Annotated in this window: 29 protein-coding genes and 1 tRNA gene; 20 read left to right on the plus strand and 10 right to left on the minus strand. The window is 38.7% G+C overall.

Going from position 1 to position 26,164, the window contains the following annotated elements:
- Window positions 1-404: 404 nt before the first annotated feature.
- Window positions 405-1,658 (minus strand): glycosyltransferase family 1 protein, encoded by a 1,254-nt coding sequence (locus DKM50_07380; GenBank protein PZM79990.1) that lies wholly within the window; start codon window positions 1,656-1,658, stop codon window positions 405-407.
- Window position 1,659: 1 nt separating this feature from the next.
- On the minus strand, window positions 1,660-2,358 hold the full coding sequence (locus tag DKM50_07385) for a class I SAM-dependent methyltransferase (protein ID PZM79991.1): 699 nt from the start codon (window positions 2,356-2,358) through the stop codon (window positions 1,660-1,662).
- A 295-nt stretch (window positions 2,359-2,653) separates the two neighbouring features.
- Here DKM50_07385 and DKM50_07390 point away from each other — a divergent pair.
- Window positions 2,654-2,738, plus strand: a tRNA-Leu gene (locus DKM50_07390).
- 1 nt (window position 2,739) lies between these two features.
- On the opposite strand, the gene DKM50_07395 is transcribed toward DKM50_07390, so the two are convergent.
- The 5 genes from DKM50_07395 to tmk form a co-directional block, all read right to left on the minus strand.
- Window positions 2,740-2,952 (minus strand): hypothetical protein, encoded by a 213-nt coding sequence (locus tag DKM50_07395; GenBank protein ID PZM79992.1) that lies wholly within the window; start codon window positions 2,950-2,952, stop codon window positions 2,740-2,742.
- A gap of 228 nt (window positions 2,953-3,180) precedes the next feature.
- On the minus strand, window positions 3,181-4,011 hold the full coding sequence (locus DKM50_07400; protein PZM79993.1) for a carbon-nitrogen family hydrolase: 831 nt from the start codon (window positions 4,009-4,011) through the stop codon (window positions 3,181-3,183).
- Window positions 3,948-4,625 carry a uracil-DNA glycosylase gene (locus DKM50_07405; protein ID PZM79994.1) on the minus strand — a complete coding sequence of 226 codons (678 nt, stop codon included), beginning with the start codon at window positions 4,623-4,625 and terminating at the stop codon, window positions 3,948-3,950. The genes DKM50_07400 and DKM50_07405 overlap by 64 nt, the downstream gene beginning before the upstream one ends.
- Window positions 4,622-5,266: a thymidylate kinase gene (locus DKM50_07410; GenBank protein PZM79995.1), complete on the minus strand. Its 645-nt coding sequence runs from the start codon at window positions 5,264-5,266 to the stop codon at window positions 4,622-4,624. Before DKM50_07410 ends, DKM50_07405 begins: the two co-directional genes overlap by 4 nt.
- Window positions 5,218-5,922, minus strand: a complete 705-nt coding sequence (gene tmk, locus DKM50_07415; GenBank protein ID PZM80031.1) for a dTMP kinase — start codon at window positions 5,920-5,922, stop codon at window positions 5,218-5,220. The genes DKM50_07410 and tmk overlap by 49 nt, the downstream gene beginning before the upstream one ends.
- 332 nt (window positions 5,923-6,254) lie before the next feature.
- On the opposite strand from tmk, the gene atpB reads away from it, so the two are divergent.
- From atpB to DKM50_07470, 11 genes are all read left to right on the plus strand, one after another.
- Window positions 6,255-6,962 (plus strand): ATP synthase F0 subunit A, encoded by a 708-nt coding sequence (gene atpB / locus DKM50_07420; GenBank protein ID PZM79996.1) that lies wholly within the window; start codon window positions 6,255-6,257, stop codon window positions 6,960-6,962.
- Window positions 6,963-6,978: 16 nt separating this feature from the next.
- Window positions 6,979-7,212: a F0F1 ATP synthase subunit C gene (locus DKM50_07425; protein PZM79997.1), complete on the plus strand. Its 234-nt coding sequence runs from the start codon at window positions 6,979-6,981 to the stop codon at window positions 7,210-7,212.
- Window positions 7,213-7,227: 15 nt separating this feature from the next.
- Entirely contained in the window at window positions 7,228-7,728 is a 501-nt protein-coding gene (locus tag DKM50_07430; GenBank protein PZM79998.1) for a hypothetical protein, read from the plus strand.
- Window positions 7,712-8,251, plus strand: a complete 540-nt coding sequence (gene atpH, locus DKM50_07435) for an ATP synthase F1 subunit delta (GenBank protein ID PZM79999.1) — start codon at window positions 7,712-7,714, stop codon at window positions 8,249-8,251. The genes DKM50_07430 and atpH overlap by 17 nt, the downstream gene beginning before the upstream one ends.
- 15 nt (window positions 8,252-8,266) lie before the next feature.
- Window positions 8,267-9,826: a F0F1 ATP synthase subunit alpha gene (locus tag DKM50_07440; protein PZM80000.1), complete on the plus strand. Its 1,560-nt coding sequence runs from the start codon at window positions 8,267-8,269 to the stop codon at window positions 9,824-9,826.
- The gene (locus tag DKM50_07445) at window positions 9,826-10,719 is read left to right on the plus strand and encodes a hypothetical protein (protein ID PZM80001.1); all 894 of its coding nucleotides are present in this window, start codon (window positions 9,826-9,828) and stop codon (window positions 10,717-10,719) included. The genes DKM50_07440 and DKM50_07445 overlap by 1 nt, the downstream gene beginning before the upstream one ends.
- 5 nt (window positions 10,720-10,724) lie before the next feature.
- Complete coding sequence (locus DKM50_07450; GenBank protein PZM80002.1) at window positions 10,725-12,143, plus strand: F0F1 ATP synthase subunit beta; 1,419 nt, start codon at window positions 10,725-10,727, stop codon at window positions 12,141-12,143.
- The gene (locus DKM50_07455) at window positions 12,140-12,394 is read left to right on the plus strand and encodes a hypothetical protein (GenBank protein ID PZM80003.1); all 255 of its coding nucleotides are present in this window, start codon (window positions 12,140-12,142) and stop codon (window positions 12,392-12,394) included. Before DKM50_07450 ends, DKM50_07455 begins: the two co-directional genes overlap by 4 nt.
- 166 nt (window positions 12,395-12,560) lie before the next feature.
- Window positions 12,561-12,839, plus strand: a complete 279-nt coding sequence (locus tag DKM50_07460) for a hypothetical protein (protein PZM80004.1) — start codon at window positions 12,561-12,563, stop codon at window positions 12,837-12,839.
- 78 nt (window positions 12,840-12,917) lie between these two features.
- Complete coding sequence (locus DKM50_07465) at window positions 12,918-13,379, plus strand: hypothetical protein (GenBank protein ID PZM80005.1); 462 nt, start codon at window positions 12,918-12,920, stop codon at window positions 13,377-13,379.
- A gap of 60 nt (window positions 13,380-13,439) precedes the next feature.
- Entirely contained in the window at window positions 13,440-14,888 is a 1,449-nt protein-coding gene (locus DKM50_07470; protein ID PZM80006.1) for a potassium/proton antiporter, read from the plus strand.
- Between the two features lie 134 nt (window positions 14,889-15,022).
- Here DKM50_07470 and DKM50_07475 read toward each other — a convergent pair whose 3' ends face one another.
- The gene (locus DKM50_07475) at window positions 15,023-15,379 is read right to left on the minus strand and encodes a response regulator (GenBank protein PZM80007.1); all 357 of its coding nucleotides are present in this window, start codon (window positions 15,377-15,379) and stop codon (window positions 15,023-15,025) included.
- A gap of 109 nt (window positions 15,380-15,488) precedes the next feature.
- Here DKM50_07475 and DKM50_07480 point away from each other — a divergent pair, with 109 nt between their 5' ends.
- A complete protein-coding gene (locus DKM50_07480) occupies window positions 15,489-15,725 on the plus strand; it encodes a transcriptional regulator (GenBank protein ID PZM80008.1) in 237 nt (78 codons plus the stop codon).
- A 17-nt stretch (window positions 15,726-15,742) separates the two neighbouring features.
- Here the strand turns inward: DKM50_07480 and DKM50_07485 are convergent, their stop codons facing one another.
- Window positions 15,743-16,249, minus strand: a complete 507-nt coding sequence (locus DKM50_07485) for a response regulator (protein PZM80009.1) — start codon at window positions 16,247-16,249, stop codon at window positions 15,743-15,745.
- Window positions 16,250-16,315: 66 nt separating this feature from the next.
- Here DKM50_07485 and DKM50_07490 point away from each other — a divergent pair, with 66 nt between their 5' ends.
- The 5 genes from DKM50_07490 to DKM50_07510 are packed head-to-tail and all read left to right on the plus strand — an operon-like array spanning window position 16,316 to window position 19,152.
- Window positions 16,316-16,642: a transcriptional regulator gene (locus tag DKM50_07490; GenBank protein ID PZM80032.1), complete on the plus strand. Its 327-nt coding sequence runs from the start codon at window positions 16,316-16,318 to the stop codon at window positions 16,640-16,642.
- A gap of 17 nt (window positions 16,643-16,659) precedes the next feature.
- Window positions 16,660-17,310 carry a hypothetical protein gene (locus DKM50_07495; protein ID PZM80010.1) on the plus strand — a complete coding sequence of 217 codons (651 nt, stop codon included), beginning with the start codon at window positions 16,660-16,662 and terminating at the stop codon, window positions 17,308-17,310.
- A gap of 18 nt (window positions 17,311-17,328) precedes the next feature.
- Window positions 17,329-17,661: a CGGC domain-containing protein gene (locus tag DKM50_07500; GenBank protein ID PZM80011.1), complete on the plus strand. Its 333-nt coding sequence runs from the start codon at window positions 17,329-17,331 to the stop codon at window positions 17,659-17,661.
- A gap of 21 nt (window positions 17,662-17,682) precedes the next feature.
- A complete protein-coding gene (locus DKM50_07505) occupies window positions 17,683-18,807 on the plus strand; it encodes a cysteine desulfurase NifS (protein ID PZM80012.1) in 1,125 nt (374 codons plus the stop codon).
- Between the two features lie 51 nt (window positions 18,808-18,858).
- Window positions 18,859-19,152: a hypothetical protein gene (locus DKM50_07510; protein PZM80013.1), complete on the plus strand. Its 294-nt coding sequence runs from the start codon at window positions 18,859-18,861 to the stop codon at window positions 19,150-19,152.
- Between the two features lie 48 nt (window positions 19,153-19,200).
- Here DKM50_07510 and DKM50_07515 read toward each other — a convergent pair whose 3' ends face one another.
- A complete protein-coding gene (locus DKM50_07515; protein ID PZM80014.1) occupies window positions 19,201-19,563 on the minus strand; it encodes a hypothetical protein in 363 nt (120 codons plus the stop codon).
- A gap of 532 nt (window positions 19,564-20,095) precedes the next feature.
- Between DKM50_07515 and DKM50_07520 the strand changes: the two genes are divergently transcribed.
- Window positions 20,096-23,296, plus strand: a complete 3,201-nt coding sequence (locus tag DKM50_07520; protein ID PZM80015.1) for a helicase — start codon at window positions 20,096-20,098, stop codon at window positions 23,294-23,296.
- Complete coding sequence (locus DKM50_07525) at window positions 23,286-26,084, plus strand: class I SAM-dependent DNA methyltransferase (protein PZM80016.1); 2,799 nt, start codon at window positions 23,286-23,288, stop codon at window positions 26,082-26,084. Before DKM50_07520 ends, DKM50_07525 begins: the two co-directional genes overlap by 11 nt.
- The last annotated feature ends 80 nt before the right edge of the window (window positions 26,085-26,164 follow it).

Raw genomic sequence — 26,164 nt, forward strand, 5'->3', positions numbered from 1 at the left:
CCACCGAATCTACCCGAACCCCTTTTCTCACTACAAATTCTGCTATTAAACAGGGAATCTATGGATAGCAAGTTGATATGCCCATTTAAAAGGAGCATGTGCGCTAAGGTGATGAAGGGGATCAATGTCTATGCCTAGCCGGCACTTAACCCAATAAAATGCCAGGGCCATCGATAGAAAAACAAAAAAAGATAAAATAGCTCTCAAAATTAATTTCATATTTGAGATTATATAGGGATTGTGATTATTTTAAAAGATAATTATTAGCCTTCGAATAATACAGAATAGACAAGGTAATTTACTTGCAATTATAAAGGATTATAAAAAAACAAGTATCCCGCTCACACGTATCATAACGAATATTGGAAATAATAAAACCCGGGATACAAAAAAAAAGCGCTCGATTAATTTCGGCGAAGGGCTTGTTTACTTATTACCTCTTCGTACACCCGAAGAAGTTCCTCGCAAACAACAGACCAGTCAAAATTAGCAGATACTTTTTTGTAGCCATTTCGGGCAAGGAAATTTGCAAATTCCTGGTCGTCGATAAGCTGTTGTATTTTATCCAGAAAATCTTCTTGAACCTGGGGATCAAAATGCAAGCAATCTCCTGTATCTTCGGTAAACCCAAGAATACCACCAATGCCTGAGGTAACAACCGGTTTGCCGGCTGCCCACGCTTCCAGGATAACAATTCCAAACGGTTCATGCAATGTTGGAAGTACAAAATAGTTGCAAGCATGATACGCACTCCTCAACATATGATCATTCGAAGTAAATCCGGGAATTACCAGCACGTTAGCTTCCAAGTGAAGCTTGGTAATCCTATTTTTTATCTCCTCATAATAATCCTCTACCGAAACTGATCCTATAAGTACAAGCTTAGCCGTAGGATTCTTTTTTATTATTTCTGCCATAGCATTAATAAGAAACAATTGGTTCTTTTGAAAATCTATACGAGAAACGCATAACAAAAGTTTTTCTTCCTGCCGGATGTTATACGCATTACGAAAAGCTTCGCCGGAGCCTTCTTTGAAATAGTTCACGTCAACGCCATTCGGCAAATAGACAACCCGCTTTTTTGGGTAGGCTATTTGTGCAGAACGATATTCATCAATGCCAACACAGATAATCGCATCGGCATCTTTCATGACTTTATTAGAACCCAGCAGCCATCCGAAAATACGACCCCATTCCAATTTCCCCTGATAGGGTTTCTGCATCATTTGATACTGTTCCTGCGGCACATTGAACAGACCGCCATGCAGGGTTACAACGAACGGGATACCTTTGAGCTTCGCAACGAACCTCCCAATAGCACCTATACGTTTGGGCACATGGCTATGGATGAGAACTACATTCTTCTCCCTTAGTAATGCCCAGAGCATGGAAAGAGAAAGAAGATTTCCACCTTTTCTGAGTAAAGCTGCTTTACTTTCCTCCGACAGCCCAAACCATGGAAGCGAGAAGCTGAATCGATATATTTTTATTCCCTCAATGCTTTCTTCAGCCTGGTCGGATAAAGCTTTGGTCGTAAAAATCTTGACTTGGTAACCGGATTTGAGGAGCTCCTTGGCGCTGTTGATAATAACGGTTTCGGTTCCACCCCAGCGTGTCTTATTGAAAACCCTGCAGATATAAATAATCGTACCGTTCATATTACGCGCCACTGCTTATGCCGATTAAAGATTTTGTCAGGAACAGTACTTTTTCTTTTTTTATGGACAGTTTAGGAAATAATTCTTGAAAAAGACGATAATCGAGAAGCTCGATGCAATCAACCTTCGCAACAGCTTCATCGATATTCAAGGCCCTGTTAAAATGTCCTAGGCCGAAAGTCAAACATAATGCTATTCGTACCGGCCGGGGCAACCAGTGAAAAAAGGGAGTCATAAAATGCGGTTCTATTGGAAACCAGAAAAATGGGGTCTGGATATAGGTTATAGGTGCCAATCGGAGGATCTCCTGAGCAAACTTTCTCATTTGCTTCCAGTCGCCTACATGCTCAATCACGGAATTGGAGTGTGCGATATCAAAGGAGTTGTTATCAAACCCGGACAGGTTACACCCATCCCCGTCAACAAAGGTAAAATGGTTATCATCTGCCGAACAATTGCTACCGGCTAAGTTGACTACAGTTATTTTTATGTTGTAGCTATCTAGTTTTTCTTTTGGGAGAATATTCCAGAAGGTCTTCGTACCCCCGATGTCTATGATGGCTACGCTCCCATTCTTCGCATACACGGTTTCTATCAAAGGTAATAGGTGCTGCATTCGGGAGGTCCTTAGTTTGGACCCGAGCGAGCTCGCAGCCTTATAGTCAGTCAACGCATGTGCTAAAGTTTTTGTTAATCCCATAGTGATCCTTTTAAAAAATTGATATTTTTATAATCTAAGAGATATCAAAGTATCTATTAATCCGGATATTCTGGCCCGTTTAAAAAAATTCTCTATTTTTAAATTAACATACCATAAACTTTTTGCCAAATTAATTAATATACTCAAATGAAAAAAAATATGATACAATCATTTCGAATGTTGATTAAAAGGCTAGCAACTCAGCCTGAATATCAAACGTCGAGCATGGTCTCCGATAGATTTTATCACAATCGTGACATTAATACTCTATCAGGAACGTCGCTCAAACCAGAGTGCGCGCGTGGCGGAATTGGCAGACGCACTAGACTTAGGATCTAGCGCCGCAAGGTGTGTGGGTTCAAGTCCCTCCGCGCGCACCATTTAACCTACGATATCTAGTAACGATTTTTGGGTTTCTTCTTCTACCTGAATAATTTTAATATTCGCAGCAGCACTTCCTTTTGCCTGTATTGTGTCGACTATTTCCCGTTCAAGATTTACACCTTTATCGAATCCAGCGCGGCTTACATTCTGTGCACTCACAGCCATCCGATTAGCAGCCTCGTTAAGACCATTTATACTTGAGTCCATCATAAATTCCTCCTTTTTAAAGTAAATTCTTAAAAATCCAGTGCTCTCAAACATTTAATTGGCTATCCACTACCTTCGATTTAAGCACAGATCTGATTTCATTTATTATCGGTAGGAACATCCAGATAATTCTTTTCAAATTACTACTTTTTTCTCCGTCAAAAGAAATTATCTGGGATTAATTGAACATTGAATGCCCTATAGGCAAGATAGTTACCTTAAATCGAGGAGCTAAGAGATGACACAGGGAATTTTTTCCCTAACGATACGGACTTCTTTAAGATCAATAGCGGTTAACGTGAACCCTGTCCTTTCTTCGCTGTTTGAAATGATCTCGCCCCAAGGATCAATCACTACCGATTGCCCAAAGAAATCATACCCCCCGCACTGCCCGACACAGTTCGTCGCTACAAAAAAGAGCTGGTTCTCTATAGCCCTGGCTTTTGTAAGGGTCAACCAATGATTGAGCCTCGGGACCGGGAATTGAGCCGGTAGAAAAATGAGTTGCGCACCTTCCCGTTGCATTAATCGAAACATCTCAGGAAAACGTAGATCAAAACAGATCGCCAGACCAATCCTGCAATGCTGTGTTTCAAAAGTATACACATTCTCTCCAGGGGTGAATATTTTGAGCTCATCCATTAAGGGAAACAAATTAATTTTGCTGTATTGTCCGATAATCGTTCCCGAATCGTTAATAACAAAGGACGTATTGAAAAGGTTATGTTCTCTGAGCCGGGGAAGAGACCCGCTGATGATGTAACTCTTATAATACTGTGCAAGTTGGCTGAATTTCCCTAATATATAAGAAGTACTTTCTATATTTGCGATGATCTGGTTCTTCGAAATAAAGCCGGTGCTCCACATTTCCGGCAGAACAAGAAAATCAACATGCCTTGAGGCTAGCGCTTTTTCGGCCAGACCCAGTGCAGTATCGATATTAAGCCGGATATCGCTATAACTGATGGGAAATTGCAGTTGGGCAACTATTATCTTACTCATAGTAAAGACCTTTCTTCTATCACCGTTTTGATAGCTTTCATGTCTTGCCAGGTAAGCCATTTCGGGCCTCCAACTTCTCGACTGGCATTGCGCAAAAGATATGAAGGGTGAAAAACCGGCATGATTGCAAGCTCTTCTTGCATATAAGGTACTTTTTGAAAAAACCATTGCCCTCGTGCCTTGGTAATTGAAATCGTCTTATCGAGTACAGCTTTTAGAGCAGGAGAACCCACGAGAATAATTATTTTTGGCTTCAGCACAAGTAGTTGATTTACTAGATATGTCCGACACGCAAGCACTTCTTTTTCTTCGGGATTTCGATTCTGGGGCGGACGGCATTTAACAATATTAGTGATATAGATATCTTCCCGCCTAATACCAACAGAGAGCAAAATGCTGGTTAACAATTGGCCTGCCCTTCCGACAAAAGGCACGCCCTGAATATCTTCCTGCTGACCAGGACCTTCTCCGATTAACATTAAATTGCTCGGGCTGGGACCAGCCCCCGGAACAAGGTTTGTCCTGCTCTTATGCAACGGACATTGTACGCAAAAATCCAGGTAATCGATTAATTCATCATAGGTTGTAACTCTTCGCTGCGGATACTCCGCTTTTAGAGTTAAGGGGTTAGCGCCTCGCTCTTCGGTACTCCATACTTCCTCAAAAAAATTCATGGCAGGACCCCCTTTACGACTTTTCGGATCAACTGTTGTTGCTGCTGCACCGGGTCAAAGGAGTTTATCGTGATAAACTTAAAATCGGCATGCAACAGCTCGAACTGTCCGGTTAGTTGCGACTGGAACATGGTAAAACTTTTCTCTAGCTGAGGTGAAAACCCAATATCCATACCGGCGTCATAGAAATCTACGTTACTGATACTCCCTAGGTTCTCTAGCGATCTCTCCGGTGTCGTCTTGAAATAAAAGGTTATGTCAGGTAACATCGCAAAGTCATAAAGTTGCCTTACCCAGTAATGTTCGCTGCCCCTGACAACATCTCTGGCAAATGAAGTTAAAATATATTTATTAATAAGAACGATAAACCCGGCCTGAAGTGCAGGAATAATATTCTTAGCGAGAATATCAGAGGTATCGGCAGCGTGAATAAGACTATAGGTAATCGGGCTGAGCGAACGGTTATTTTTGGCATTTTGAATCGTTTGGGCAATAAGCTTGGAATTTTTGCGTTTCGTTTGAACCGCACCATAGCCTTCAACTTGAAGCCAGTCCATCAACAAGTTGATCTGTACGCCTTTACCAGAGCCATCTACACCTTCAAAGGCAATAAGTTTTCCCGGGTAGGTATTTTTTCGCATGCTTTAGCTTTCTTTTTTAAAATTAACATGACATCTTCTCTCAAAAGCTTTTGTTGCTCATGTATCGGTAAGGTAGCATTGATCGGTATAAAACTAAACTCTTTCACCATTTTCTCGTATTCTGACAGCACCTTGGACTGGAACAAAACAAAACTTTCCAGCGGGTCCTTCGACAGCTTCATGTCCATTCCTGATTCATAATACTTAGGTGTTCTGGTAAGCGAGATCCGGTCAAGTGCCAATTTAACTGGAACTTTAAAGTAAAAAACCGCATCCGGCTTGATACTGAAAGAATAACCATTACGCACCCATCGCGAATTACAATTCCTGGCGATATCCCTGGCAAATGCTGTATATGCATATCTATCGGCAAGAACAATCAATCCGGCCTTTAGCGCAGGAATTATCGTGCCTTCCAGCCTATCGGCGAAATCGGTTGCATGCAATAAGCTGAAAGTTTCAGGCCCAAGTTGCTCTTTTTTCTTGCCTTTTTTAATAACTTTGGAAACTAGTTTCGAAGAATTCCATTCGGTCAAAATAACCGGATAGCTTTTTGATTTTAGAAAGTTATATAGTATCTTAAGTTGCGTAGATTTTCCGGAGCCATCAATACCCTCAACAACGATCAGTTTACCTGCATAGGGATGTTCTTGCATGAAACGCGGCAGCTTCTGATCAGGCTTAGCATTCGCTAATTTTTTTGACTCATATACAGAGCTTTCAGAAAATAGTTTAACCATATTCATTCTCTTATTAAAGTTTCTAGTTAAGAAATAGTAGCACATGCAGCCTTAAGTATCAACGCTGTCAGCCAAGGCACCCGAATACTAACTATTTACTCCTTGGGACTTTCTATGCCTTTACTTTTTTCATAAACTAATTTACAATTTTACTGTATGCTGAAAATATGGTTCCAAGCTCAGAAGAATTGTTGACAAAGAATCATACCATTACAATTAATTATAGCGTTTATAGAGGTTAATTATCGATGGGTATTCATGAAGCACAGGAAGCACTCTTCACTGTGCATTTTTTAGGAATGACCTTAGCAATTATAAAGCCTGTTTTATTAATGTGGTTCATTTCAGCTTTTATAATTGTTTTTTTCTTTTTAGCCCTTAAGATCAAAAGAGCCCGAACTATTGTAGAAATGCTCATAGCTTTCTGCCAGGACCAATTTCTGTCATCGTTCCCACATTACACTCGTTTCTGGCTGGTCTTCTTCTTGTCTCTGTTCCTTTTTGTAGCTACCAATAACCTCGTCGGCTCGATACCCCTGCTGGAATCGCCCAGCGGCAATCTTAACTTTACCGCGAGCCTTGCACTCGGCGTATTTTTTCTATCCGTTCTTATCGGGATTAAGATTCATGGCAGGAAGTACCTAAAACAATTCGTTCCAAACGGCGTCCCCAAATTATTGATACCACTGATGGCACCAATAGAAATTGTTACTTATTTATTTCGCCCGCTATCTTTAGCTCTCCGGCTATTTGCCAACATGTTTGCCGGACACATGATAATCGTCGTGTTCTTTACACTTCTTTCGATGGTGCCGATATTTGTAGGCAAGTTTGTACCGCTGGTACTCATCGTAGGAATTAAACTTTTTGAATTATTTGTTTGTTTAATACAAGCATTTATTTTTACCTATTTATCTGCATCGTATATTTCTGATGCTATGAAAATAGAACATTAAGGAAGGAGGAAAAAGAATGGGTAATGTAGCATTAGCATATTTATCATCAGGTCTCGCAATTGGATTAGCAGCAATAGGTGCTGCGCTGGGAATAGGGTTAATCGGTGCAAAGTCTATCGAAAGTGTTACGAGGCAGCCAGAACAACTCGGCACAATCCGTACACTTATGTTCATTTGTATAGCATTCGTAGAATCTATCTGTTTATATGGACTATTAATCGCTATTCTTCTTATTTTTACCGCTAAATAAAGGAGGAAGAAAGCATTGTTTCAATTTCAGTCAGAAATATTCTTCTGGACACTAGCTTCTTTTGGAATAGTTGTTCTTGTCCTCTATTTTTATGTGTTTCCGCCGATTCTTAAGGTACTTGAAGAAAGAGAAGAAACGCAGAAAAAAAATCTTGAACAAATAGAAACAAATATGGAAGAAGCTAAAAATTTACGAGAATCATATGAAAACAAACTGATAGCCTTCCAAAAAGACGTTTCGGATCGACTTATAGCGCTTGAGAAGGAAGAAGGGCTTCGCCGAAAAGAAGCCACCGACATAATGGCGCAAGAGAAAAAGATAACACTCGCGCAACTAGAGAACGAAATGTCCATGACAAAGCAAGAAGCGCTACGCGATTTTAGCGGAAAGATGGAAGAAGTAATTTTTGCTGTGGTTGCTAAAATCATTCAAAAAAAACTCACCGTTGGCGATCACGAAGATATAATCGATGATTGTGTGAAAGAAATGGAGAGGAAACTTGCGGAAGAAGTTTGAGATTGATATCCCTGCACTGCTTCTGGAAGCAGAAAAAAACAAATGTGTTGAGTCATTTGAAGAGGATTTATTTTCTCTCTATAAACTGTATAAAAGTAACTACGAGGTACGAGAAGTCCTGACTGATCCGAAATATAGTCTGGAATTCAAGATGGACTGCCTCAAAGATATATATAAGGATGCCAATTCTTCAGACTTTTTCTATAATTTTGTGGCACTTTTAATGGACTACAATCTCTTTTCCCGATTGTACTCTATCTATCATAAATTCCAAAAATTAGTAGCCGAAAAATACAATTTGACTATCCTGCAAATAATTACCGCGGTCCCACTCTCAAGAGAAAAGAATGAAAAAATCAAAATAAAGCTAGAATTATTGTTAAATAATAAAATAATATTAAAAAACATTGTTGATGCCCGTATTTATGGAGGACTTATATTAAAAATCCCCCCAGACAAAATAGTTGATGTGAGTATAAGAAAAAAATTGTTAGATCTTAATCAACATATTCATAACTTCTAATTATAAGGAGCGCTTATGCAGTTCGATACAGAAAAAATCAAAACAATCTTAAAGAAAAAAGTGGATTCGTATGAGTCTTCTTCTAAGGTTGAAGAAATAGGCATGGTACTCCAATGCGGAGACGGTATTGCCAGAATTGGCGGACTACCGAATGCTATGTACGGGGAAATGGTAGAATTCCCTGACAATAAGTACGGCATAGTTTTCAACCTTGAACGGGATGAAATCCTAACAATTATTTTATGTAGGCACACCGAAGTTAAAGAAGGCGCCTGGGTAAAATCAACAGGCCAAATCATTAGCGTTCCGGTTGGAGAAGCGTTACTTGGAAGAGTCGTGAACGCAATGGGCCAGCCAATTGATGGACAAGGTCCAATCGACGAAAAAACTTACCGATTTCGTGAAATCGAAAAAATTGCACCTGGCGTAGTCGATCGATCACCAGTATGCGATCCGTTACAAACAGGGTACAAGATCGTCGATGCGTTAATTCCTATCGGAAGAGGTCAACGAGAATTAATAATCGGCGACAGACAAACAGGAAAAACCGCACTAGCCGTCGATACGATTATCAACCAAAAAGGTAAAAATGTTATCTGTATCTACGTTGCAATCGGACAAAAATCATCTGCCATTCTTGATGTAGTTAATGTATTAAAAAAACATGACGCAATGGATTACACCGTTGTTATAAACGCTTCAGCTCATGAACCGGCAGCAAGCCAGTTTATTGCACCATTTGCCGGTACGGCAATGGCTGAAGAGTTCATGTATAATCATAAAAAAGATGTACTTATCATTTATGATGACCTCACAAAACATGCTCAAGCATATCGAATGATTTCGCTTCTGCTTGAGAGGCCTCCGGGGCGCGAAGCATATCCGGGAGACATCTTCTACTTACATTCACGATTACTCGAACGGGCATCAAAACTGAACAGCGAGCTGGGTGGAGGATCAATAACCGCTTTACCAATCATCGAAACACAACAAGGAGATATATCCAGTTATATTCCAACCAATGTTATTTCTATTACTGACGGACAGATATTCCTTCAAAAAAATCTTTTCCATGGCGGATTCAGACCAGCAGTAAACGTTGGAACCTCGGTATCGCGAGTAGGTGGTAAAGCCCAAATACCGTTAATGAGAAAAATATCGGGTAGCCTTAGAATAGAACTCGCACAGTACCGTGAACGAGAATCGTTCAGTGCATTCAGTTCCGAACTCGATAAAGAAACACAGATGCAGCTGCAAAAAGGTAAAATATTAACCGAGCTCTTAAAGCAGGATAAACAGAAACCAATGCCTGTCGCAGAGCAAATACTTAGTATTTACTCATCTGTTAATGGTTTTTTGAACGATATTCCTCTTGAAAAGATACAGAAATTCGAAACCTACATGCTCGAAAAGGCACGAAATAAATATCCTGAGCTTCTTAATAAATTATTTACAGAAAACTCTTTTACGCCGGAATTAATTAATGCCTTAAAGGTCGCAATAGAAGATATAAAGAATCTCTATAATCAAGAGATTAACTTAGCCGGACTAGCAATTTCGAGTGAGGCCCACTAATGGCTGATAAATTTTCATTAAAAGAAAGGATCCAGACGTTTCACAGCATTGATTCGCTAACGTATTCAATGCAGATCGTTTCGATCATCAAACTAAAAAAGATCTTAAATCTTATTACCAGTAACCGGCCGCTATCTTATTCCGTTGAACAGATTATGAAAATGGTAATCTGCAACAAATTGAAACAAGGTGAGGATACTACAAAAGAAAAAAAACATCTCGTTATAACAATACTGTCAAACCGTGGATTCTGTGGCGATTTCAATGGGGAGATAAGAAAAATATTAGCAAAAAACTTTCACAAGAAATCTGAAAATCATACCTATTTTTTCATTGGGAAAAAGGGCAAAGAAGTTTTCAAGCCGAATCTTTATAATGATAGTCACTATTTTTCATTATTCAGTGATAGCAGCGACCCGAAACACGCCGGGGAGGCTGCCGGAGAAATCAGCTTAAAAAAACTGAACCTGCTTGTTCAGGAAATTATTCAGCTCGTTAAAGAGAATAAAGTTACTTCGATCTCCTTAGCCTATAATGCATTTGAATCTATTTTGAGACAAAAAGCCACACTAAAAAATCTTTTCCCGCTGCAACCAGGAAAAGAAGATTATGAACTCGCAGAAAAATTCATTTTTGAGCCGCAAATTAATGAAGATATTTTTATTAATTATTTATCTGACTATCTCACCACTGTCCTCTACTTACATATATTAGAATCCGAGGCTGGAGAAATGGGTGCCAGGTTTATTATGATGAAAAACGCAACAGATTCCTGTAAGAAGAGTATTACTGAGCTCACACTTGAACTCAATAAAATCAGACAAGCAGGGATAACAAAGGATCTTTCGGAAATCGTCAGTGGATTTAAAGTCCTTAGAAAAGAAAGGGGTTAGTCGGAATGAAAGAAAATTTTGGGAAAGTGGTAAGAGTCGTCGGCCCAATTATCGATGTAGAATTTCCATCTGATTGCTTACCGAATATTCGAAGTGCTTTAGAAATCAGAGAAAAAATCTCTGCAAAAAAAGATCTCTATGTATTGGCTGAAGTTGCTGTACAGCTTGAAGGTAATGTTGTAAGAGCCGTATCTACAACACCTACCGAAGGCGTAAAAAGAGGGATGAAAGTGCTTGATAAAGGCGCTGATATCACAATGCCGGTTGGTGAATGCGTTCTTGGCCGCGTATTCAACGTGCTTGGGCAGCCTATTGATGGAGGGGCTCCACTCGATAAAGATACTGTTCACTGGCCTCTACGAAGAAAACCACCGGAATTCGAAGAATTAGAAGCTAATAACGAAATGTTCGAAACCGGGATTAAAGTTATCGACCTTATTGCGCCTTACATAAAAGGCGGAAAGACAGGATTATTTGGTGGTGCCGGAGTTGGAAAAACTGTTATTATTATGGAACTTATCCATAATATGGCTACACATCACGGCGGGATATCAGTATTTGCCGGTATCGGTGAACGCACCCGTGAAGGAAACGACCTCTGGCTAGAAATGAAAGAGTCCGGAGTTATGGAAAAAACCGTCATGGTATTCGGCCAAATGGGAGAACTTCCGGGAGCACGTATTCTCGCAGGACTTGCAGCACTTACTCAGGCGGAATACTTCCGAGATAAAACAGGAAAAGACGTTCTCTTCTTCCTGGACAATATTTTCAGATTTATCCAGGCTGGCTCAGAAATTTCGACATTACTAGGACGAATGCCTTCTGCTGTAGGGTATCAACCTACCCTTGAAGCAGAGCTTGGTCGCTTTGAAGAACGTATTGTATCAACAAAAAAAGGGTTTATTACCTCAGTGCAAGCTGTTTATGTGCCTGCAGATGACCTTACGGACCCTGCAACCGTGGCGATTTTCTCTCACCTTGATTCAACCACAGTACTATCACGTAAACTTGTTGAAAAAGGAATATACCCTGCGGTTGATCCACTTGCGTCAACTTCGCGAATCCTTGATCCGTCATATGTCGGATTGGAACATTATCAGACCGCAAAACGAGTACAATCAATCCTTCAGCGGTATGAAGAATTAAAAGACATTATAGCGATCCTCGGAACCAGTGAGTTAAGTGAAGAAGACAAGATTACAGTTAACCGCGCAAGAAAAATACAAATGTTTTTCTCTCAACCATTTGCTGTCGCAGAATTCTTTACCGGCATGAAGGGTGAACACGTGCCGCTAAAAGACACGCTCGATGGATTCAACAAGATCCTTGCCGGGAATTATGATAGCTATCCGGAACAGTGCTTCTATATGGTTGGAGGATTAGATGGCGTTGAGAAAAAATATCAAGAAATGAAAAAACAATGAGCCAGAAATTACAATGCAAAATATGGTCCTTGAAAGAAAAGCTCTTTGAAGGCGAAATAGACAGTATCACCTATCCGAATATCGATTTAGGCCCAACTACTATTTTAAAAGACCATATTGCTACCGTCGGCTTGATCAAAAAAGGCAAATTGAAATATCAAGCTAATGATGAATTGCAATCGTTAGAAGTATCCAAGGGAATCATCCATGTGGAAAAAAACCAAGTTGTGGTTCTCCTTATGCCTTCTTAATCGCTATTAGTTATCTTCAAGCTGATTCACATTTAAATTATAACCCTGCGCAAAGCGCAGGGTTATTTCTCATAAAAACCGAAAATCCGGCTTTATTATATTTGCTTGCGATTATTTCTGCCTAGGTGTACTATCCAGCAATTAACGAAGCGAGGGGGGATAGGCTATGAAGGAATGTAATAAATACAGTGAAATGATTCATCCGCTTACCGTAATCCCGTTTATGATAATGGCCGGAGTTTCTTCAATAATCTATGGGATTTTTTCCGTTAATAAAATGTTAAAAGAAGGCCATAAAGATAGAACGCACATTATGTCAGGGGCAAGGTTCATTCTTTTGGGAGTTATGCTGCTGAGGCTACCAACTGCGGGTTACTTGCTACTGTATAAAATATACGAAACTTTGGTTGATATCAGGAATGTATTAACGGCAAGAAATAGTTAACATACTCTCATAGTTTTTTGACCTGTGGGTGCAAACTATGGTCCGGTCTGTATCAACCTATTAAAAGGAGGTAATTCCATGGATATGCAAGCCGTTATCAATAACATTGATTCTTTGATTCAACTCGATTTCGATGCAGCTCAATGTTACGATGAAGCACTAAAGCAAATTGATTTTCCTTCAGTACGATTTAAGGTTAAACAATTTCGAGATGATCATTATCGACATATCAATAATCTCTCTGCACTTGTTAAAAAGCTTAGAGGGGAACCCGTTATGCCGTCCAGGAATGCTTCCGGGGTGCTTATTGACGGCTTTCTGACATTACGAAGTCAGATAGGAATAGAGGGTGCGCTGAAAGTACTCGAGTCAATAGAAAGAACAACGAACAGGCATTATCAGGATGCACTTTCCAAGGGATTCCCAATAGACATAACTCCTCAAATTGTTAAAAATTATTCCAACGAAAAATTACATATAGAATACATTCAAAAGACAATTAAAATCCGCCGTTGGGAATCAGGGGAAAAAGCAGCATAAAATCTAAGCAGATACAGTCAGAACAAATATTTTTACCAGGTATGGATAAAGGAGCAATCGATGGTTTATATACTCCTCATCACTGCTATCTTGCTTTTCCTATCTGTCGTATCAAGTAAAATCTCTTCCTTTCTTGGGATTCCCTCTTTGCTGCTTTTTATTTTGTTGGGAATTCTCGCTGGTTCGGAGGGTATTGGACATGTTTATTTTGATGACCCGCTTCTCACCCAGTATGTTGGAGTGCTTGCTCTGTCCTTGATTCTTTTTGCGGGAGGATTAAGCATTGATTGGAAGGAGCTGAGACGCGCATTAGTAGGAGGAGTTTCGCTTGCGACGGTTGCAGTGCTTGTCACTGCAACGATAATGGGAACCTTCGCTCATTATTTCCTTGGGTTTTCCTGGCTGGAAGGCTTACTTTTAGGTTCTGTAATATCTTCTACTGATGCTGCCGCTGTATTTGGGATATTGCGGGCTAAGAATATAAATCTTAAGGGAAACCTTCGTCATCTCCTTGAATTTGAGTCAGGAAGCAATGATCCAATGGCAGTGTTCCTGACAATAGCTTGTTTAAGCCTGATTACCGGAAAAACCCAGACCTATGCGCTCCTTATTCCCGTGTTTATCATGCAACTTGCTATCGGGCTCATCGTTGGTTATGTTGTCGGACATCTGCTGATCCTGTTAATTAATAATCTAAAACTGCAATATGACGGGCTTTACCCTGTCCTGACAGCTTCAGGTGTTCTGTTTGCTTATAGCGCAGCGTCTTTGTTGGGAGGGAATGGCTTTTTGGCTGTATACTTTGCCGGATTGGTTATGGGTGCGAGGCTATTTCTCCATAAAAAATATCTTATCCGGTTCCATGATGGGTTGGCCTGGTTTATGCAGGTTTCAATTTTTCTTGTTTTAGGGCTTCTTGTTTTCATCTCGCTACTTAAGAAAGTAATAATTTCCGGCATACTTGCTGCGCTTTTTTTAATATTCGTAGCCCGCCCTTTGAGCGTGTTTATCTCGCTAGCCTTTACGCGGTTTAAACTCCGGGAAAAACTTATGATCTCCTGGGTTGGGTTAAGGGGGGCGGCTCCGATAATTCTGGCTACCTTTCCCCTGACAGCAGGAATAAGCAACGCACAAGTTATTTTTGATATAGTTTTTTTTGTGGTTATTCTTTCTGTTCTGATCCAGGGAACAACGGTTCCAATGGTTGCAAAGCTGTTAAAAGTAACGGCACCGTTAAGACCAGCTCCGAAATATCCGCTTGAGTTCGAAATAACCGATACGCTATCCAGTGAGTTTGTAGAAATCGTAGTTCCAGAAGATTCCCCGGCAGTCGGTAAAGAGATAAAAGATCTGAATTTGCCCGCATCCTCCTTAATCCTGGTCGTAATGCACGATAACAAATTTATTATTCCTCAAGGTGAGACGACAATCAATAAGCAGGATATGATTTTGCTCTTAGCTGACAAATCCGATATCAGCGCAATCAGATCAACCTTTAAGATAGATTAGCGATCCGGTTTGGTTCACCAAGGCAAGGAAACGGGCTCATTTTGATAAAGGTCAAAAAAAAAGTCGCAAAAAGCTTTGGTTTTGACTAACATTAAAGCAGCACCATATATATCATATTAAATATAATATTTGTTTTATAAAAGGCTTCTAACAATTTTCGCTATAGTTTTAACATCAAAGGGCTTAACTATATATTCGACTGCTCCCAATCGTTTTGCCTCGGTAACAATTGTAGGATCATTTTCAGAGCTGACCATACATACCGGGATATTCTTGTTGATAGCTTTAATGCCTTTTAATGTATCAAGACCATTCATTTCAGGCATAGAATAATCAAGCAGCACCATTCCTACATCGTTCCTTGAATTAAGTATACTTAATGCTTCTCTGCCATTTGATGCTTCAATAATAATATACATCTTATCTAAGACCAGCTTTAAAAGCTCTCTGATACAAGGGTAATCATCTACAAGCAATATCGTATTTTTCATGATTTTAAATTTATCTCCGCTATAGACTTAATTAGCGATATATACTCAATTGAGTACAGCCAGTTTATCACCAAACATACTAAACTACAATATAGTACTCAATTGAGGTATATCCGTGAGCAAGATTAATAAATCCATTGACCCTGACCTTAAAGTGTTAGGTGATAAAATCCGTGATCTCAGAGAAGCCAAAGGACTAAACAGGGACATATTTGTTCGTGAAGCTGAACTGTCCAAATACTATTACTATCGCATCGAGTATGGCAATGCCAATCCTTCAATATTACAGCTTAGAAAAATAGCCAAGGCACTTGGGGTTAAAGTAAAAGATTTAGTGGATTTCTAAAGCTCTAACAAACAAGACTATAAATTCAGTAGTTTTTTTACCTTTTGCTCAAGCTTGGTAATACTTGCAGGTTTAATCATATAATCTGTTGCTCCGAGATTGATACATTCGGTTATGTGTTCTCTCTGGCTGGACGAAGAAATAACGATAATAGGAGTTGTCAGAAAACTACAATCGTTCCTGAACATGTATATCAAATCAAAACCTGTAATGCTGGGAAGAAAAAGATCGGTTATTATCAGGTCAGGCTTTTTTTCTTTTGCCAGTTCAAATGCTTCTTTGCCATCCTCGGCAGAATAAATAGTAATCCCTAGCTTAGACAGATAAATAATATAGAGTTCTCGAATATTCGTTTGATCTTCAATAATTAATATACTTTTTGAGTTTGACAATAATATAAAACTTCTACAGGAATTATAAATCATGCCTGACCCAATTTTATCATTGTTCATGTATTTTCCTGAAATCGACACCCTTTTCCGAGTCCCTTGTTTCTTTGTTCGCTGAGGTTGACAAAATCCCATGCACACAGCTACTATTGATGCATATTTGCGAAATATTGAAAATAAGAAACAAGGGTGTGCATTATGGTGGATGAAAAGCAGTTATATAAAATTCATGCCGATTTTTGTAAGTTCATGGGAAATCCAAAACGGATAGAAATCCTTTTTCTTCTGGGGGAAGCTGAACTATGCGTTGATGATATTGCAAAAAAGATGGGAATAAGAGTCCCTAACGTTTCACAGCTTTTATCTCTAATGAGAGAAAAAGGTGTTGTGGAGATAAGACGTGAAGGAACTCGTATATTTTATAGGCTATCTAATCCCAAAGTATTGCAAGCATGTCAGATTATGAAAGACGTCATGTTTGAACAAATGGAAAAAAAGATGCAGGTTATTAAATCTGCGAATCAATAGGATCATGGAGTATAAATATGCCAAAGATGAGTAATATTATAAGAATAAGGTCAAATATCCAAGGGGCACTGGCAATTGCTTTTATCGCACTAAACCTCATTTTGTTTTTTGTCACCAGGAAGGTAGCGTATATACCCTTTATTATGATTCCCCTGATGATAATATCAGTATTTTGGTTTTCCAGAGCGTTCTGCGGGTGGGCATGCCCCAGAGCAGCATTTCTTGAAAAAATAATCAGCAGAGTAAGCCTTAATAAGCCTGTACCAAAATGGATGAATTATTACTGGGTTAGCTTACTCTTACTAACAGTAATCGTTGCGAGAGTAACATATGTCGGATTAAACAAAGGGTTACTTGCAGCAGGATTCCTGCTTTGCGTTATGCCGACTATCGGAGCATTACTGGTGGGCTGGTATAGTCCCAAATCATGGTGTACAATTTGCCCGACAGGAACGATTTTAAAGACGGTCGATATGGTAGTCGGAAAATTTAAGGTATCTAAGGAACAATGCAATTCCTGTAGAGTCTGTGACAAAGCATGTCCTATGAGCATAGAGCTGAGCAAAGTACCGGAGAACAGCTCTTTTGAAGCGCTAAATTGTACCCAGTGCAGCTTGTGTGTGGATGCTTGTCCGAAATCAAGTATAAAGCTGCCAAAGAAACTATAACGAGAAGGAGTAACTAATATGAAAGTAGGTCTTATTCGTTGTCTTCAAACAGAAGATATGTGCCCCGGAACAACTGATTTCAAGGTTATGAGGGAAAAGAAATTAGCTTTTGAAGGTGTGCCGGAAGAGATAGAGCTAATTGGAGTAAACACGTGCGGAGGCTGCCCAGGAAAGAAGGCGGTTACCAGAGCCGCTGAAATGGTGAAACGGGGAGCCGACACGATAGCTTTAGCCTCATGTATCACCAGGGGAAACCCAATAGGCTTTGCATGCCCGCATGCTGAGACTATGGTACAAGCTATCCGCAGAAAGATTGGAGAATCCGTGCGATTGATAGAGTATACACATTAACGCAAACTAGAGGAGAATAATATGATCTACCTTGATTATAATGCTACAACTCCAATAGATACGGAAGTCGCACGGGCGATGGCTCCATTTATTTCAGACAACTTTGGAAATCCTTCAAGTACATACGAATACGGATTAACCGCCAAGGCTGCCGTTGATAAAGCTCGAATAAGTGTTGCGCAGCTTATCAATGCTGCACCGGATGAAATTATCTTTACCAGTTGTGGAAGCGAATCCAACAATACAGCCATCAAAGGTATCACAAACACTCTAAAAAGCGAAGGCAATCACATTATTACATCTCAAATAGAGCACCCTTCTGTACTTAACCCTTGTAAGTATCTAGAAAAGATGGGATTCAACGTTACCTATGTATCTGTTGATAAATATGGTACTGTTAAGCTAAAGGAGCTGGAAGACTCCATTACCGATAAAACGATTCTTGTAACCATAATGCATGCCAATAATGAGACAGGAACAATTCAACCGCTACAGGAAATATCGGCTATATGTAAAAAGCATCAGGTCTTATTTCATACTGATGCGGCTCAATCTGTCGGTAAAATACCAACTGAAGTGGAAAAGTTGGGGGTAGATATGCTCACTATTGCAGGTCACAAACTGTATGCCCCAAAAGGCATCGGGGCATTGTATGTAAGGCAAGGTGTTCCATTCGAACAACTTATTCATGGTGCCGGACAAGAAAGCGGGCGAAGGGCAGGAACGGAAAACGTAATATTTGATGTGGCTCTCGGTAAGGCGTGTGAGATCGCCCAGAACAATGCCCAGGTCATTAATAAGATAAAAGACCTTGCAGACTACTTTTGGGAGATGCTCAATAGTCGGTTCCCTGGGAAAATAAAATTGAACGGGCATCCGGTTAACAAGTTGCCAAATACAGTCAATGTAAGTTTTCTTGGCTATAACGGAATGGATATAATAACAAAACTAGATGGTGTTGCAGCCTCGACTGGTTCAGCTTGCCATTCGGGCAAGGCAACTGTATCTCCTGTACTTGCTGCAATGGGCGTTACAGAACGGGAAGCAGCGGGGGCTGTTAGGTTTAGCCTCGGCAAATACACACAAAAAGCAGATATTGATTATATCATCGAAAAATTGAAGAAAATATATGAGATTGGATATTGATAAAACTTATACCAGTTAAGTACATCAAAAGTATACTGAAAGGAAAACACAATGCCTAATATACAATGGTATGCAAAAGATTCATCAATCGGGCAAGCATTAGAGAATTTGAAAGCTGTCAACGATAGTGAAAGTGTACTTGATACCAAGACAAAAGAAATTATAAAGTTTGTGGTTGCTTCTGTTATGAGATGTTCCCATTGTACCCATAGTCACCTTAAGAAAGCACTTGCAGCAGGTGCAACTAAGCAGGAATTAAGCGAGGCTTTGCTTATTGCAGCGACACAGACAGCAGCTACTCAGCTCAACTGGAATAAGGAAACCTTTGAGAAGTATTTGGGGTAACGATAAATCTTCTTTAGATAGCTTGAACCCTTTGTTAAAGCGAAAACTTTAGAGTAATTTCTTTACCCCTGTGCGTTCTATTTCCTCAAACGTTACTCCATCTACTCCAGGTGCTCCTTTATTTGCTTTTGCTCTTCGATACGATTCCCGCAATACATATCCCAAACTTACCTTGTCATACAACACATAAAACCGAAACTCTTTTTCCTGCTTGGCTTTTAGATATAGTTTTCTCTGAAAGTCTCGAACTCTTTCTTCGTCAGTCTTTTCTGACCGCTTCTTATTCTTTTGTAGACTACTTCCTTTCGTCAATCTGAACGTTCTTCCTTTCTTTGAAATCTTTGAGTACAGCAATGCTCCTTCGTTACGGCTAAGTTGTGTTGTCTTAACCATCATCACTACTATGAGCATCTCCGACTTCCTAACACCCCTGTATTCCATCCGTGGCAGGCGGGATTACCAATCCCTGTTGCTAGGATCTCAAAAGTTCGTATGTCACCTTCTTATGCACGCCATCCCGTTACACCCCGGGTAGTTCATAATGTGCTCGCTGTCATTTCTTCCACTATGATTTCAGGCTTCGTCCGACAGGATAGATTGGCCACTACCGTTTTCTAACGAGGCTAATAAGGGTTCACTATTCGTTACGGCTTACATAATCGCTCCTACGGTACTTGATGCGTTTCGTTACCTACTTGCACCCCATAGTCACTTCCAACCCGAATGACAAATTGGTCTCATGGCCCTTTCATCCATTAGGTTCCATACGCTTTCTTTTCATACCCTGCCACGGACGGCAGGTTGCGGGTTGTATAGGGAAAACACAATTTCAGGCAAAAGTTCTACCTCCATTTTTTGTTGCAAATACATTTATTATTTATAATAATGGAGAAATAGGCTAAGATATGTATATATTATATTCCCTTACATAAACTGGATTATTATGACTACAACAGATTTAACTTTTTTTACAAATGAAGCTGGTTCAACATTACTGGAACGTTTCAAGCAATCATTGAAATATACTCAGTTTTTTGATGTATTGGTCGGATACTTTCGCACCTCGGGTTTCTATCAGTTATACGAGTCGCTTGAAACAACTGAACAAATTAGGATACTTGTTGGAATCAATGCTGACAAAAGAACTGTTGAGCTAATTGGGCAGGCACAAGAAAGCTTATTTTACTCACATAAACAAACCAAAGATAGTTTTTCACAGCAACTTACCGAAGAGCTTGATTCCAGTGATGACAATTTCAACATCGAAGAGGGAATATTAAAATTCATCGAATTTATTAAAAAAGGCAAGCTCATAATAAAAGCCTATCCTTTCGGCAATATACATGCAAAATTATATGCCATGAGATATGACCAGAAAATCCAGAGCCTTGTATATGGTAGCGTAGTCACTGGTTCAAGCAACTTTACCGATTCCGGGTTAGTAAAACAAAGAGAATTTAATGTAGAACTAAAAAACAAGCCCGATGTAGATTATGCGCTTGCGCAGTTTGAAGCTTTATGGGCAGAGTCTGTCGATATATCAGATACGTATGTAGAGACAATAAATACTAAAACTTGGCTTAATGATGAAATAACTCCTTATGATATTTATCTTAAGATGCTTTATGAATACTTTAAAGAAGATATCAATACTGATGAAGAGTATGGTGCAGCCAAATATGTTCCTGATAATTTTATGGAGTTGGACTATCAGAAACAAGCCGTTATAACAGCAAAAAAGATATTGGAGGCTTATAACGGCGTCTTTTTATCAGATGTTGTCGGCCTCGGGAAAACCTATATTGCGGCACTGCTTGCACAGCAACTTACCGGTCGTATTCTGGTTATCTGTCCTCCCGTGCTTGAATCATACTGGCAGGAGACATTCCATGAATTTAAAATTGGTGGAGTTATAATTAAATCTTTAGGTAAACTTGATGAAATAAAAAAAATTAACTCAGAAAAATATGACTATGTTTTTATTGATGAAGCCCATAGATTTAGGAATGAAATGACTATGGGGTATACAAAACTACATGAAATCTGTAATGGCAAAAAAGTAGTGCTAATATCAGCTACTCCACTGAATAATAAGCCGGATGATATCCTCGCTCAATTAAAGCTTTTTCAAGCCCCGAAAAAAAGCAGTATACCTGGGGTCGCTGACCTTGAGAAATTTTTTAAAAAGCAAGCAAATATCCTTAAACAATATAACAGAACAGACCCTGAATATTTAGATAATGTTAAAAGAATATCAGCAGATATCAGGGAACAGATATTTAAATATATAATGGTTAGAAGAACTAGAAAAGATGTTGTTAAGTTTTTTAATGATGATATACAAAAACAGGGTTTATTTTTCCCAGACATAGAAAGTCCTAAACGCTTTATATATACCTTTGATAGTCAGCTTGAACAGGTATTTAATAAAACCATCGAGCAACTTAAGAGGTTCAGTTATGCCAGATATACTCCCGCGCTGTACTTAGAAGAAGAAGCGGAAGCATTTACACAGCAACAGCAGAAGAATATCGGCGGATTTATGAAATCGATAATCGTTAAACGATTGGAAAGCAGTTTTTTTGCTTTTAAAAAGACACTAAACAGATTTATTCAGTCTCACGAGAAGTTTATTGAAATGTTCAACAGCGGAACAGTATATATCAGCAAAAAAGTTGATGTTTATGACTTTCTGGACAATGACAATGAAGATGAATTGCTGAAGCTTGTAGAGGAAGAAAAGGTCACACAGTACAAAAGCAGTGATTTTGAAAAAGAATATATCAAATTAATTGTTCAGGACTTGACTCTTTTAACCAATATGAAAAAACTTTGGGATTCCATAGATTATGACCCCAAGTTAGAAAAGCTTATTCAAAGCATTAAAGAGGACCCTATTCTAAAACAAGGCAAATTAATTATATTCACTGAGTCTATGGAAACAGGCAAACATATATATAACAATCTCTCAATGCTATACAAAGATCATGTATTTTTCTATTCAAGTTCAGGTGGTTATTACCAGCAGGAGAGCCATAATACGACAACTTCCAGAGCCATAATAAAAGAAAACTTCGATCCTAAAGATAAAGATCAAAAGGATACAATTAAAATCCTTATTACAACGGATGTATTAGCAGAAGGTATTAATCTGCACCGTTCAAATGTACTTATTAACTATGATTTGCCTTGGAACCCGACCAGGGTTTTGCAAAGAGTGGGCAGGGTTAACAGAGTCGGAACAAAACACGGCAAAATTTACATCTATAACTTTTTCCCTACCAGCCACTCTGACGAACATCTAGGATTGGAAGCAAATATAAAGACCAAGCTGCAAGCTTTTCACGATACATTGGGAGAAGATTCAAAATACTTAACAGAAGAAGAAGTTATCAGTTCTCATAATTTATTTGGTAGTACACTCTACGATAAGTTAAATAACAAAAAAACCTTTGAAGGAGAAGACGACAACAGCAAGTCTGAGCTGGAATATCTTTCTATTATAAGGAATATAAGGGACAAACAGCCTGAACTATATGAACGGATAAAAAGAATGCCTAAAAAGGCAAGGACTGCAAGGCACAGCAACTTGTTGCCAAATAGTTTGATCTCTTTCTTCCGTAAGGGGAAATTGAAGAAATTTTATACGAATGCCTCCGGTGGAGGAGCGAATGAAATTGATTTCTTAGTTGCCGTTGACTATTTTCTATGCAGTAATGACGCACAGAGAATCACTATGCCAAGAGACTACTACCAGCTGTTAGACAAGAATAAGCAGGCTTTTGAAGAGATAACATCCGATGAAATAAATGATACTGAACAGACAAAAGGTGGAAGGTCGAATGCAAGTTTTGTCATTAAATATATAGAAACGATTAGAAAGTATTCTAAGTTTACTGAAGAGGACGAGGAATACTTACGGGATACAATACAGGCTCTTAAAATGGGGACTGTCCCAAAAAAGAAGATACAGGTATTGAAACAGGAATTGGAAAAAGAAAACAACCCAATAAAGGCTTACGCAATTTTAAAAAGCTATCTGCATAAAATAAACAATAGTCCTGCTTCTTCATCAGAGCCAGTTTTTAACAAAAGAGAGATAATTTTATCCCTGTATCTAAAGGAAGAACCAAATGCCCTCTGAAATCGAAGCCAAAAGAATAATTACAGAAACATTTCAAGAATTTGATGAGGTCAAATTCAAACATTTTATTGTTAATTTACTCAACGAAGCAAATGAAGAAAAAGCTCTTCAATGTCAGGGCAAGTATATAAAAGATGCTTTTAAGCCATATATAAAACAATACAAAAGGCTATGCCAATATACAGACCCAGAGGGAAATGTACTGGATGTATTAACTGTGCATCTGGTAAAAGAAAGCTCCCTTGAACGTGCCAGGACAATGCAACGTAATTTTGTTGCAGATTATCTCAAGTCCAGAGGTAGCAAATCGTCTGCGCTTGTCGCATATTATACGGATAACAAAGAGGATTGGAGATTCTCTTTTGTAAAAGTTGACTATAAACTAATTGAAACTGACGAAGGAAAATATAAACCCACGGAGGAATTTACCCCGTCTAAAAGATATTCATTCTTGGTAGGTATACACGAGCCTAACCATACAGCCCAACAACAGCTTATTTCTTTAGTACAGGATGACAAAAATAATCCAACATTGGATGATCTTGAAAAGGCTTTTAATATTGAGTCTGTTACAGCGGAATTTTTTAATAAATATCGCGATCTGTTTATCTGGACTAAAGAAGAATTTGATAGAATTATTGAAAAAGATAAATTAATCAAAGATGATTTTGAGAAAAAAGGAGTCAACACTGTCGACCTAGCAAAAAAGCTGCTTGGACAAATAATTTTTTTATATTATTTGCAAAAAAAAGGTTGGTTCGGAGTATCTCGTGACGGTGAATGGGGTTCCGGTTCAAAAGGTTTTCTTCGGGAACTATTTGAAAAAAAACACGAACTTTACAATAATTTTTTTAATGATATCCTGGAGCCGCTTTTTTATGAAGCGCTTAGGATTGACCGAAATCACGATGATAGTTATTACAGCCGTTTCAACTGCAAAATTCCCTTTTTAAATGGCGGACTATTTGACCCGCTTAATAATTATGATTGGGTACACACGGATATCCTATTATCTAATGAACTTTTCTCTAATGATAATAAAACTAAGGAAGGTTATACCGGCAATGGAATCTTGGACATTTTTGACCGGTATAACTTTACGGTAAAAGAAGATGAACCCTTGGAAAAAGAAGTAGCTATAGACCCGGAATTACTCGGTAAAGCTTATGAAAAGTTTAATGCCATCCGGCCAGATAATTTTCAGGAGTACTTACGAGCTTTAAAAAGCGGAAAAAAAGGCGAAGAGAGCAAATTCAATAAGCAATATGGAGTCTATTATACTCCACGGGAAATAGTTCATTATATGTGTCAGCAAAGCCTTATTAATTATCTGTTTACTGAATTAAATGGCATTAATGCTTATGAACAAATGGGTAATGCTCAATATAGTATGCTTGATAACATGGTAAAAAAAGGACAATTGGATCTGACTATTACACATAACACATCACCTGAAATTCTTAAAGAAGATATAGAAAAATTTGTCTACTTTGGTGAACAGCTAATTGAAAATGAAGAAATCGCGTTATTAAAAGAGCAAAAAATAACTGAAGGCAAGCAGAAAAGTACAGATTATATCTCATTGCTTCCAGTAAGTATCAGTAAATATGCTGATATTATAGACCAGAAACTGTCCTCTATCACTGTTTGTGACCCGGCTGTGGGGTCAGGAGCTTTCCCCGTCGGCATGATGAGTGAAATTGTGAGAGCCCGGAATGCACTGAATCCGTACATTAAAACAGGGAACAGGTCAATGTACCAATTTAAGCGTGCTTGTATTGAACATTCCCTCTATGGAGTAGATATAGACCATGGTGCGGTAGAAATTGCTAAATTGCGGCTATGGTTGTCACTGGTGGTTGATGAGGATGAAATTAATAATATTAAACCACTGCCCAATCTAGATTACAAAATTGTCTGTGGCAACACATTAATAGGTTTTCCTGATAATTGGGAATCCGCGATTACTAAAGAAATTGAATCTTTAAAAGATGCTTTCACCAATGAAACAAACCCTACTAAGAAAATAAATTTAAAGAAACAAATAGACGGGAAAATCAACTTACGTTACCAAAATTCTTTAAAAAATTTTGGTTATGAAGTTAATTTCGATTTCAGAACTGTTTTTTCTGAGGTTTTTAGCAATAAAGCCGGATTCAATATAGTTATTGCTAATCCACCTTATGTAACAAGTGGGAAGATAACCGATATTAAACCAGCCCTAAAAAAAGTATACAGTAGCTTTTATTGCGGAACTGCTGATTTATACACTTATTTTATACAAAAAGGAATTGCTTTAACAAACTCAACAGGATGCCTGTGTTATATTACGTCTAATAAATTTATGCGTGCTAGTTATGGAAAAAATACAAGAGAACTCCTTACAAAAAAAGCCGCGCCTATTATCATAATAGATTTCGGAGAACTGCCTGTTTTTGAAGCCGCTACTGACCCTTCGATCGTACTTGTCTCAAGAAAGGTTATGCCAAATGGCAACTTTACAGCAATTACAATAAAGACCGAAAAAGAAATAGCCAATATATCAAATGTTGTTAAGGAACGAGGCTTTATAATGCCAATTTCGGCATTGTCTATAGAGAATTGGATACTTGAAAACCAAAGGGTTTTGACATTAAAAGAAAAACTGAAACAGAAAGGGATACCGCTCAGTAATCTTATTAAAGGGCAACTTTATAGGGGAATACTTACTGGTTTTAATGAAGCTTTTATTATAGACGAAGATAAAAAAAACAATCTTATAGCTGAAGATCGAGTAGGAGGTAGGTGATTAATTCACCTACCGACCTCTCACACCACCGTACGTACGGTTCCGTATACGGCGGTTCAACAAGAATTAATGTACTTCTG

Source organism: Candidatus Margulisiibacteriota bacterium (assembly GCA_003242895.1).
GTDB lineage: Bacteria > Margulisbacteria > Riflemargulisbacteria > GWF2-39-127 > GWF2-39-127 > GWF2-39-127.

Excerpts from the sequence above, each read along its gene's own strand:
- DKM50_07380 (PZM79990.1), bottom strand. The coding sequence starts at position 1,658 with ATGAACGGTACGATTATTTATATCTGCAGGGTTTTCAATAAGACACGC.
- DKM50_07385 (PZM79991.1), bottom strand. The coding sequence starts at position 2,358 with ATGGGATTAACAAAAACTTTAGCACATGCGTTGACTGACTATAAGGCT.
- DKM50_07395 (PZM79992.1), bottom strand. The coding sequence starts at position 2,952 with ATGATGGACTCAAGTATAAATGGTCTTAACGAGGCTGCTAATCGGATG.
- DKM50_07400 (PZM79993.1), bottom strand. The coding sequence starts at position 4,011 with ATGGCTTACCTGGCAAGACATGAAAGCTATCAAAACGGTGATAGAAGA.
- DKM50_07405 (PZM79994.1), bottom strand. The coding sequence starts at position 4,625 with ATGAATTTTTTTGAGGAAGTATGGAGTACCGAAGAGCGAGGCGCTAAC.
- DKM50_07410 (PZM79995.1), bottom strand. The coding sequence starts at position 5,266 with ATGCGAAAAAATACCTACCCGGGAAAACTTATTGCCTTTGAAGGTGTA.
- tmk (PZM80031.1), bottom strand. The coding sequence starts at position 5,922 with ATGCAAGAACATCCCTATGCAGGTAAACTGATCGTTGTTGAGGGTATT.
- atpB (PZM79996.1), top strand. The coding sequence starts at position 6,255 with ATGGGTATTCATGAAGCACAGGAAGCACTCTTCACTGTGCATTTTTTA.
- DKM50_07425 (PZM79997.1), top strand. The coding sequence starts at position 6,979 with ATGGGTAATGTAGCATTAGCATATTTATCATCAGGTCTCGCAATTGGA.
- DKM50_07440 (PZM80000.1), top strand. The coding sequence starts at position 8,267 with ATGCAGTTCGATACAGAAAAAATCAAAACAATCTTAAAGAAAAAAGTG.
- DKM50_07445 (PZM80001.1), top strand. The coding sequence starts at position 9,826 with ATGGCTGATAAATTTTCATTAAAAGAAAGGATCCAGACGTTTCACAGC.
- DKM50_07450 (PZM80002.1), top strand. The coding sequence starts at position 10,725 with ATGAAAGAAAATTTTGGGAAAGTGGTAAGAGTCGTCGGCCCAATTATC.
- DKM50_07455 (PZM80003.1), top strand. The coding sequence starts at position 12,140 with ATGAGCCAGAAATTACAATGCAAAATATGGTCCTTGAAAGAAAAGCTC.
- DKM50_07460 (PZM80004.1), top strand. The coding sequence starts at position 12,561 with ATGAAGGAATGTAATAAATACAGTGAAATGATTCATCCGCTTACCGTA.
- DKM50_07465 (PZM80005.1), top strand. The coding sequence starts at position 12,918 with ATGGATATGCAAGCCGTTATCAATAACATTGATTCTTTGATTCAACTC.
- DKM50_07470 (PZM80006.1), top strand. The coding sequence starts at position 13,440 with ATGGTTTATATACTCCTCATCACTGCTATCTTGCTTTTCCTATCTGTC.
- DKM50_07475 (PZM80007.1), bottom strand. The coding sequence starts at position 15,379 with ATGAAAAATACGATATTGCTTGTAGATGATTACCCTTGTATCAGAGAG.
- DKM50_07485 (PZM80009.1), bottom strand. The coding sequence starts at position 16,249 with ATGGGATTTTGTCAACCTCAGCGAACAAAGAAACAAGGGACTCGGAAA.
- DKM50_07495 (PZM80010.1), top strand. The coding sequence starts at position 16,660 with ATGCCAAAGATGAGTAATATTATAAGAATAAGGTCAAATATCCAAGGG.
- DKM50_07500 (PZM80011.1), top strand. The coding sequence starts at position 17,329 with ATGAAAGTAGGTCTTATTCGTTGTCTTCAAACAGAAGATATGTGCCCC.
- DKM50_07505 (PZM80012.1), top strand. The coding sequence starts at position 17,683 with ATGATCTACCTTGATTATAATGCTACAACTCCAATAGATACGGAAGTC.
- DKM50_07510 (PZM80013.1), top strand. The coding sequence starts at position 18,859 with ATGCCTAATATACAATGGTATGCAAAAGATTCATCAATCGGGCAAGCA.
- DKM50_07515 (PZM80014.1), bottom strand. The coding sequence starts at position 19,563 with ATGCTCATAGTAGTGATGATGGTTAAGACAACACAACTTAGCCGTAAC.
- DKM50_07520 (PZM80015.1), top strand. The coding sequence starts at position 20,096 with ATGACTACAACAGATTTAACTTTTTTTACAAATGAAGCTGGTTCAACA.
- DKM50_07525 (PZM80016.1), top strand. The coding sequence starts at position 23,286 with ATGCCCTCTGAAATCGAAGCCAAAAGAATAATTACAGAAACATTTCAA.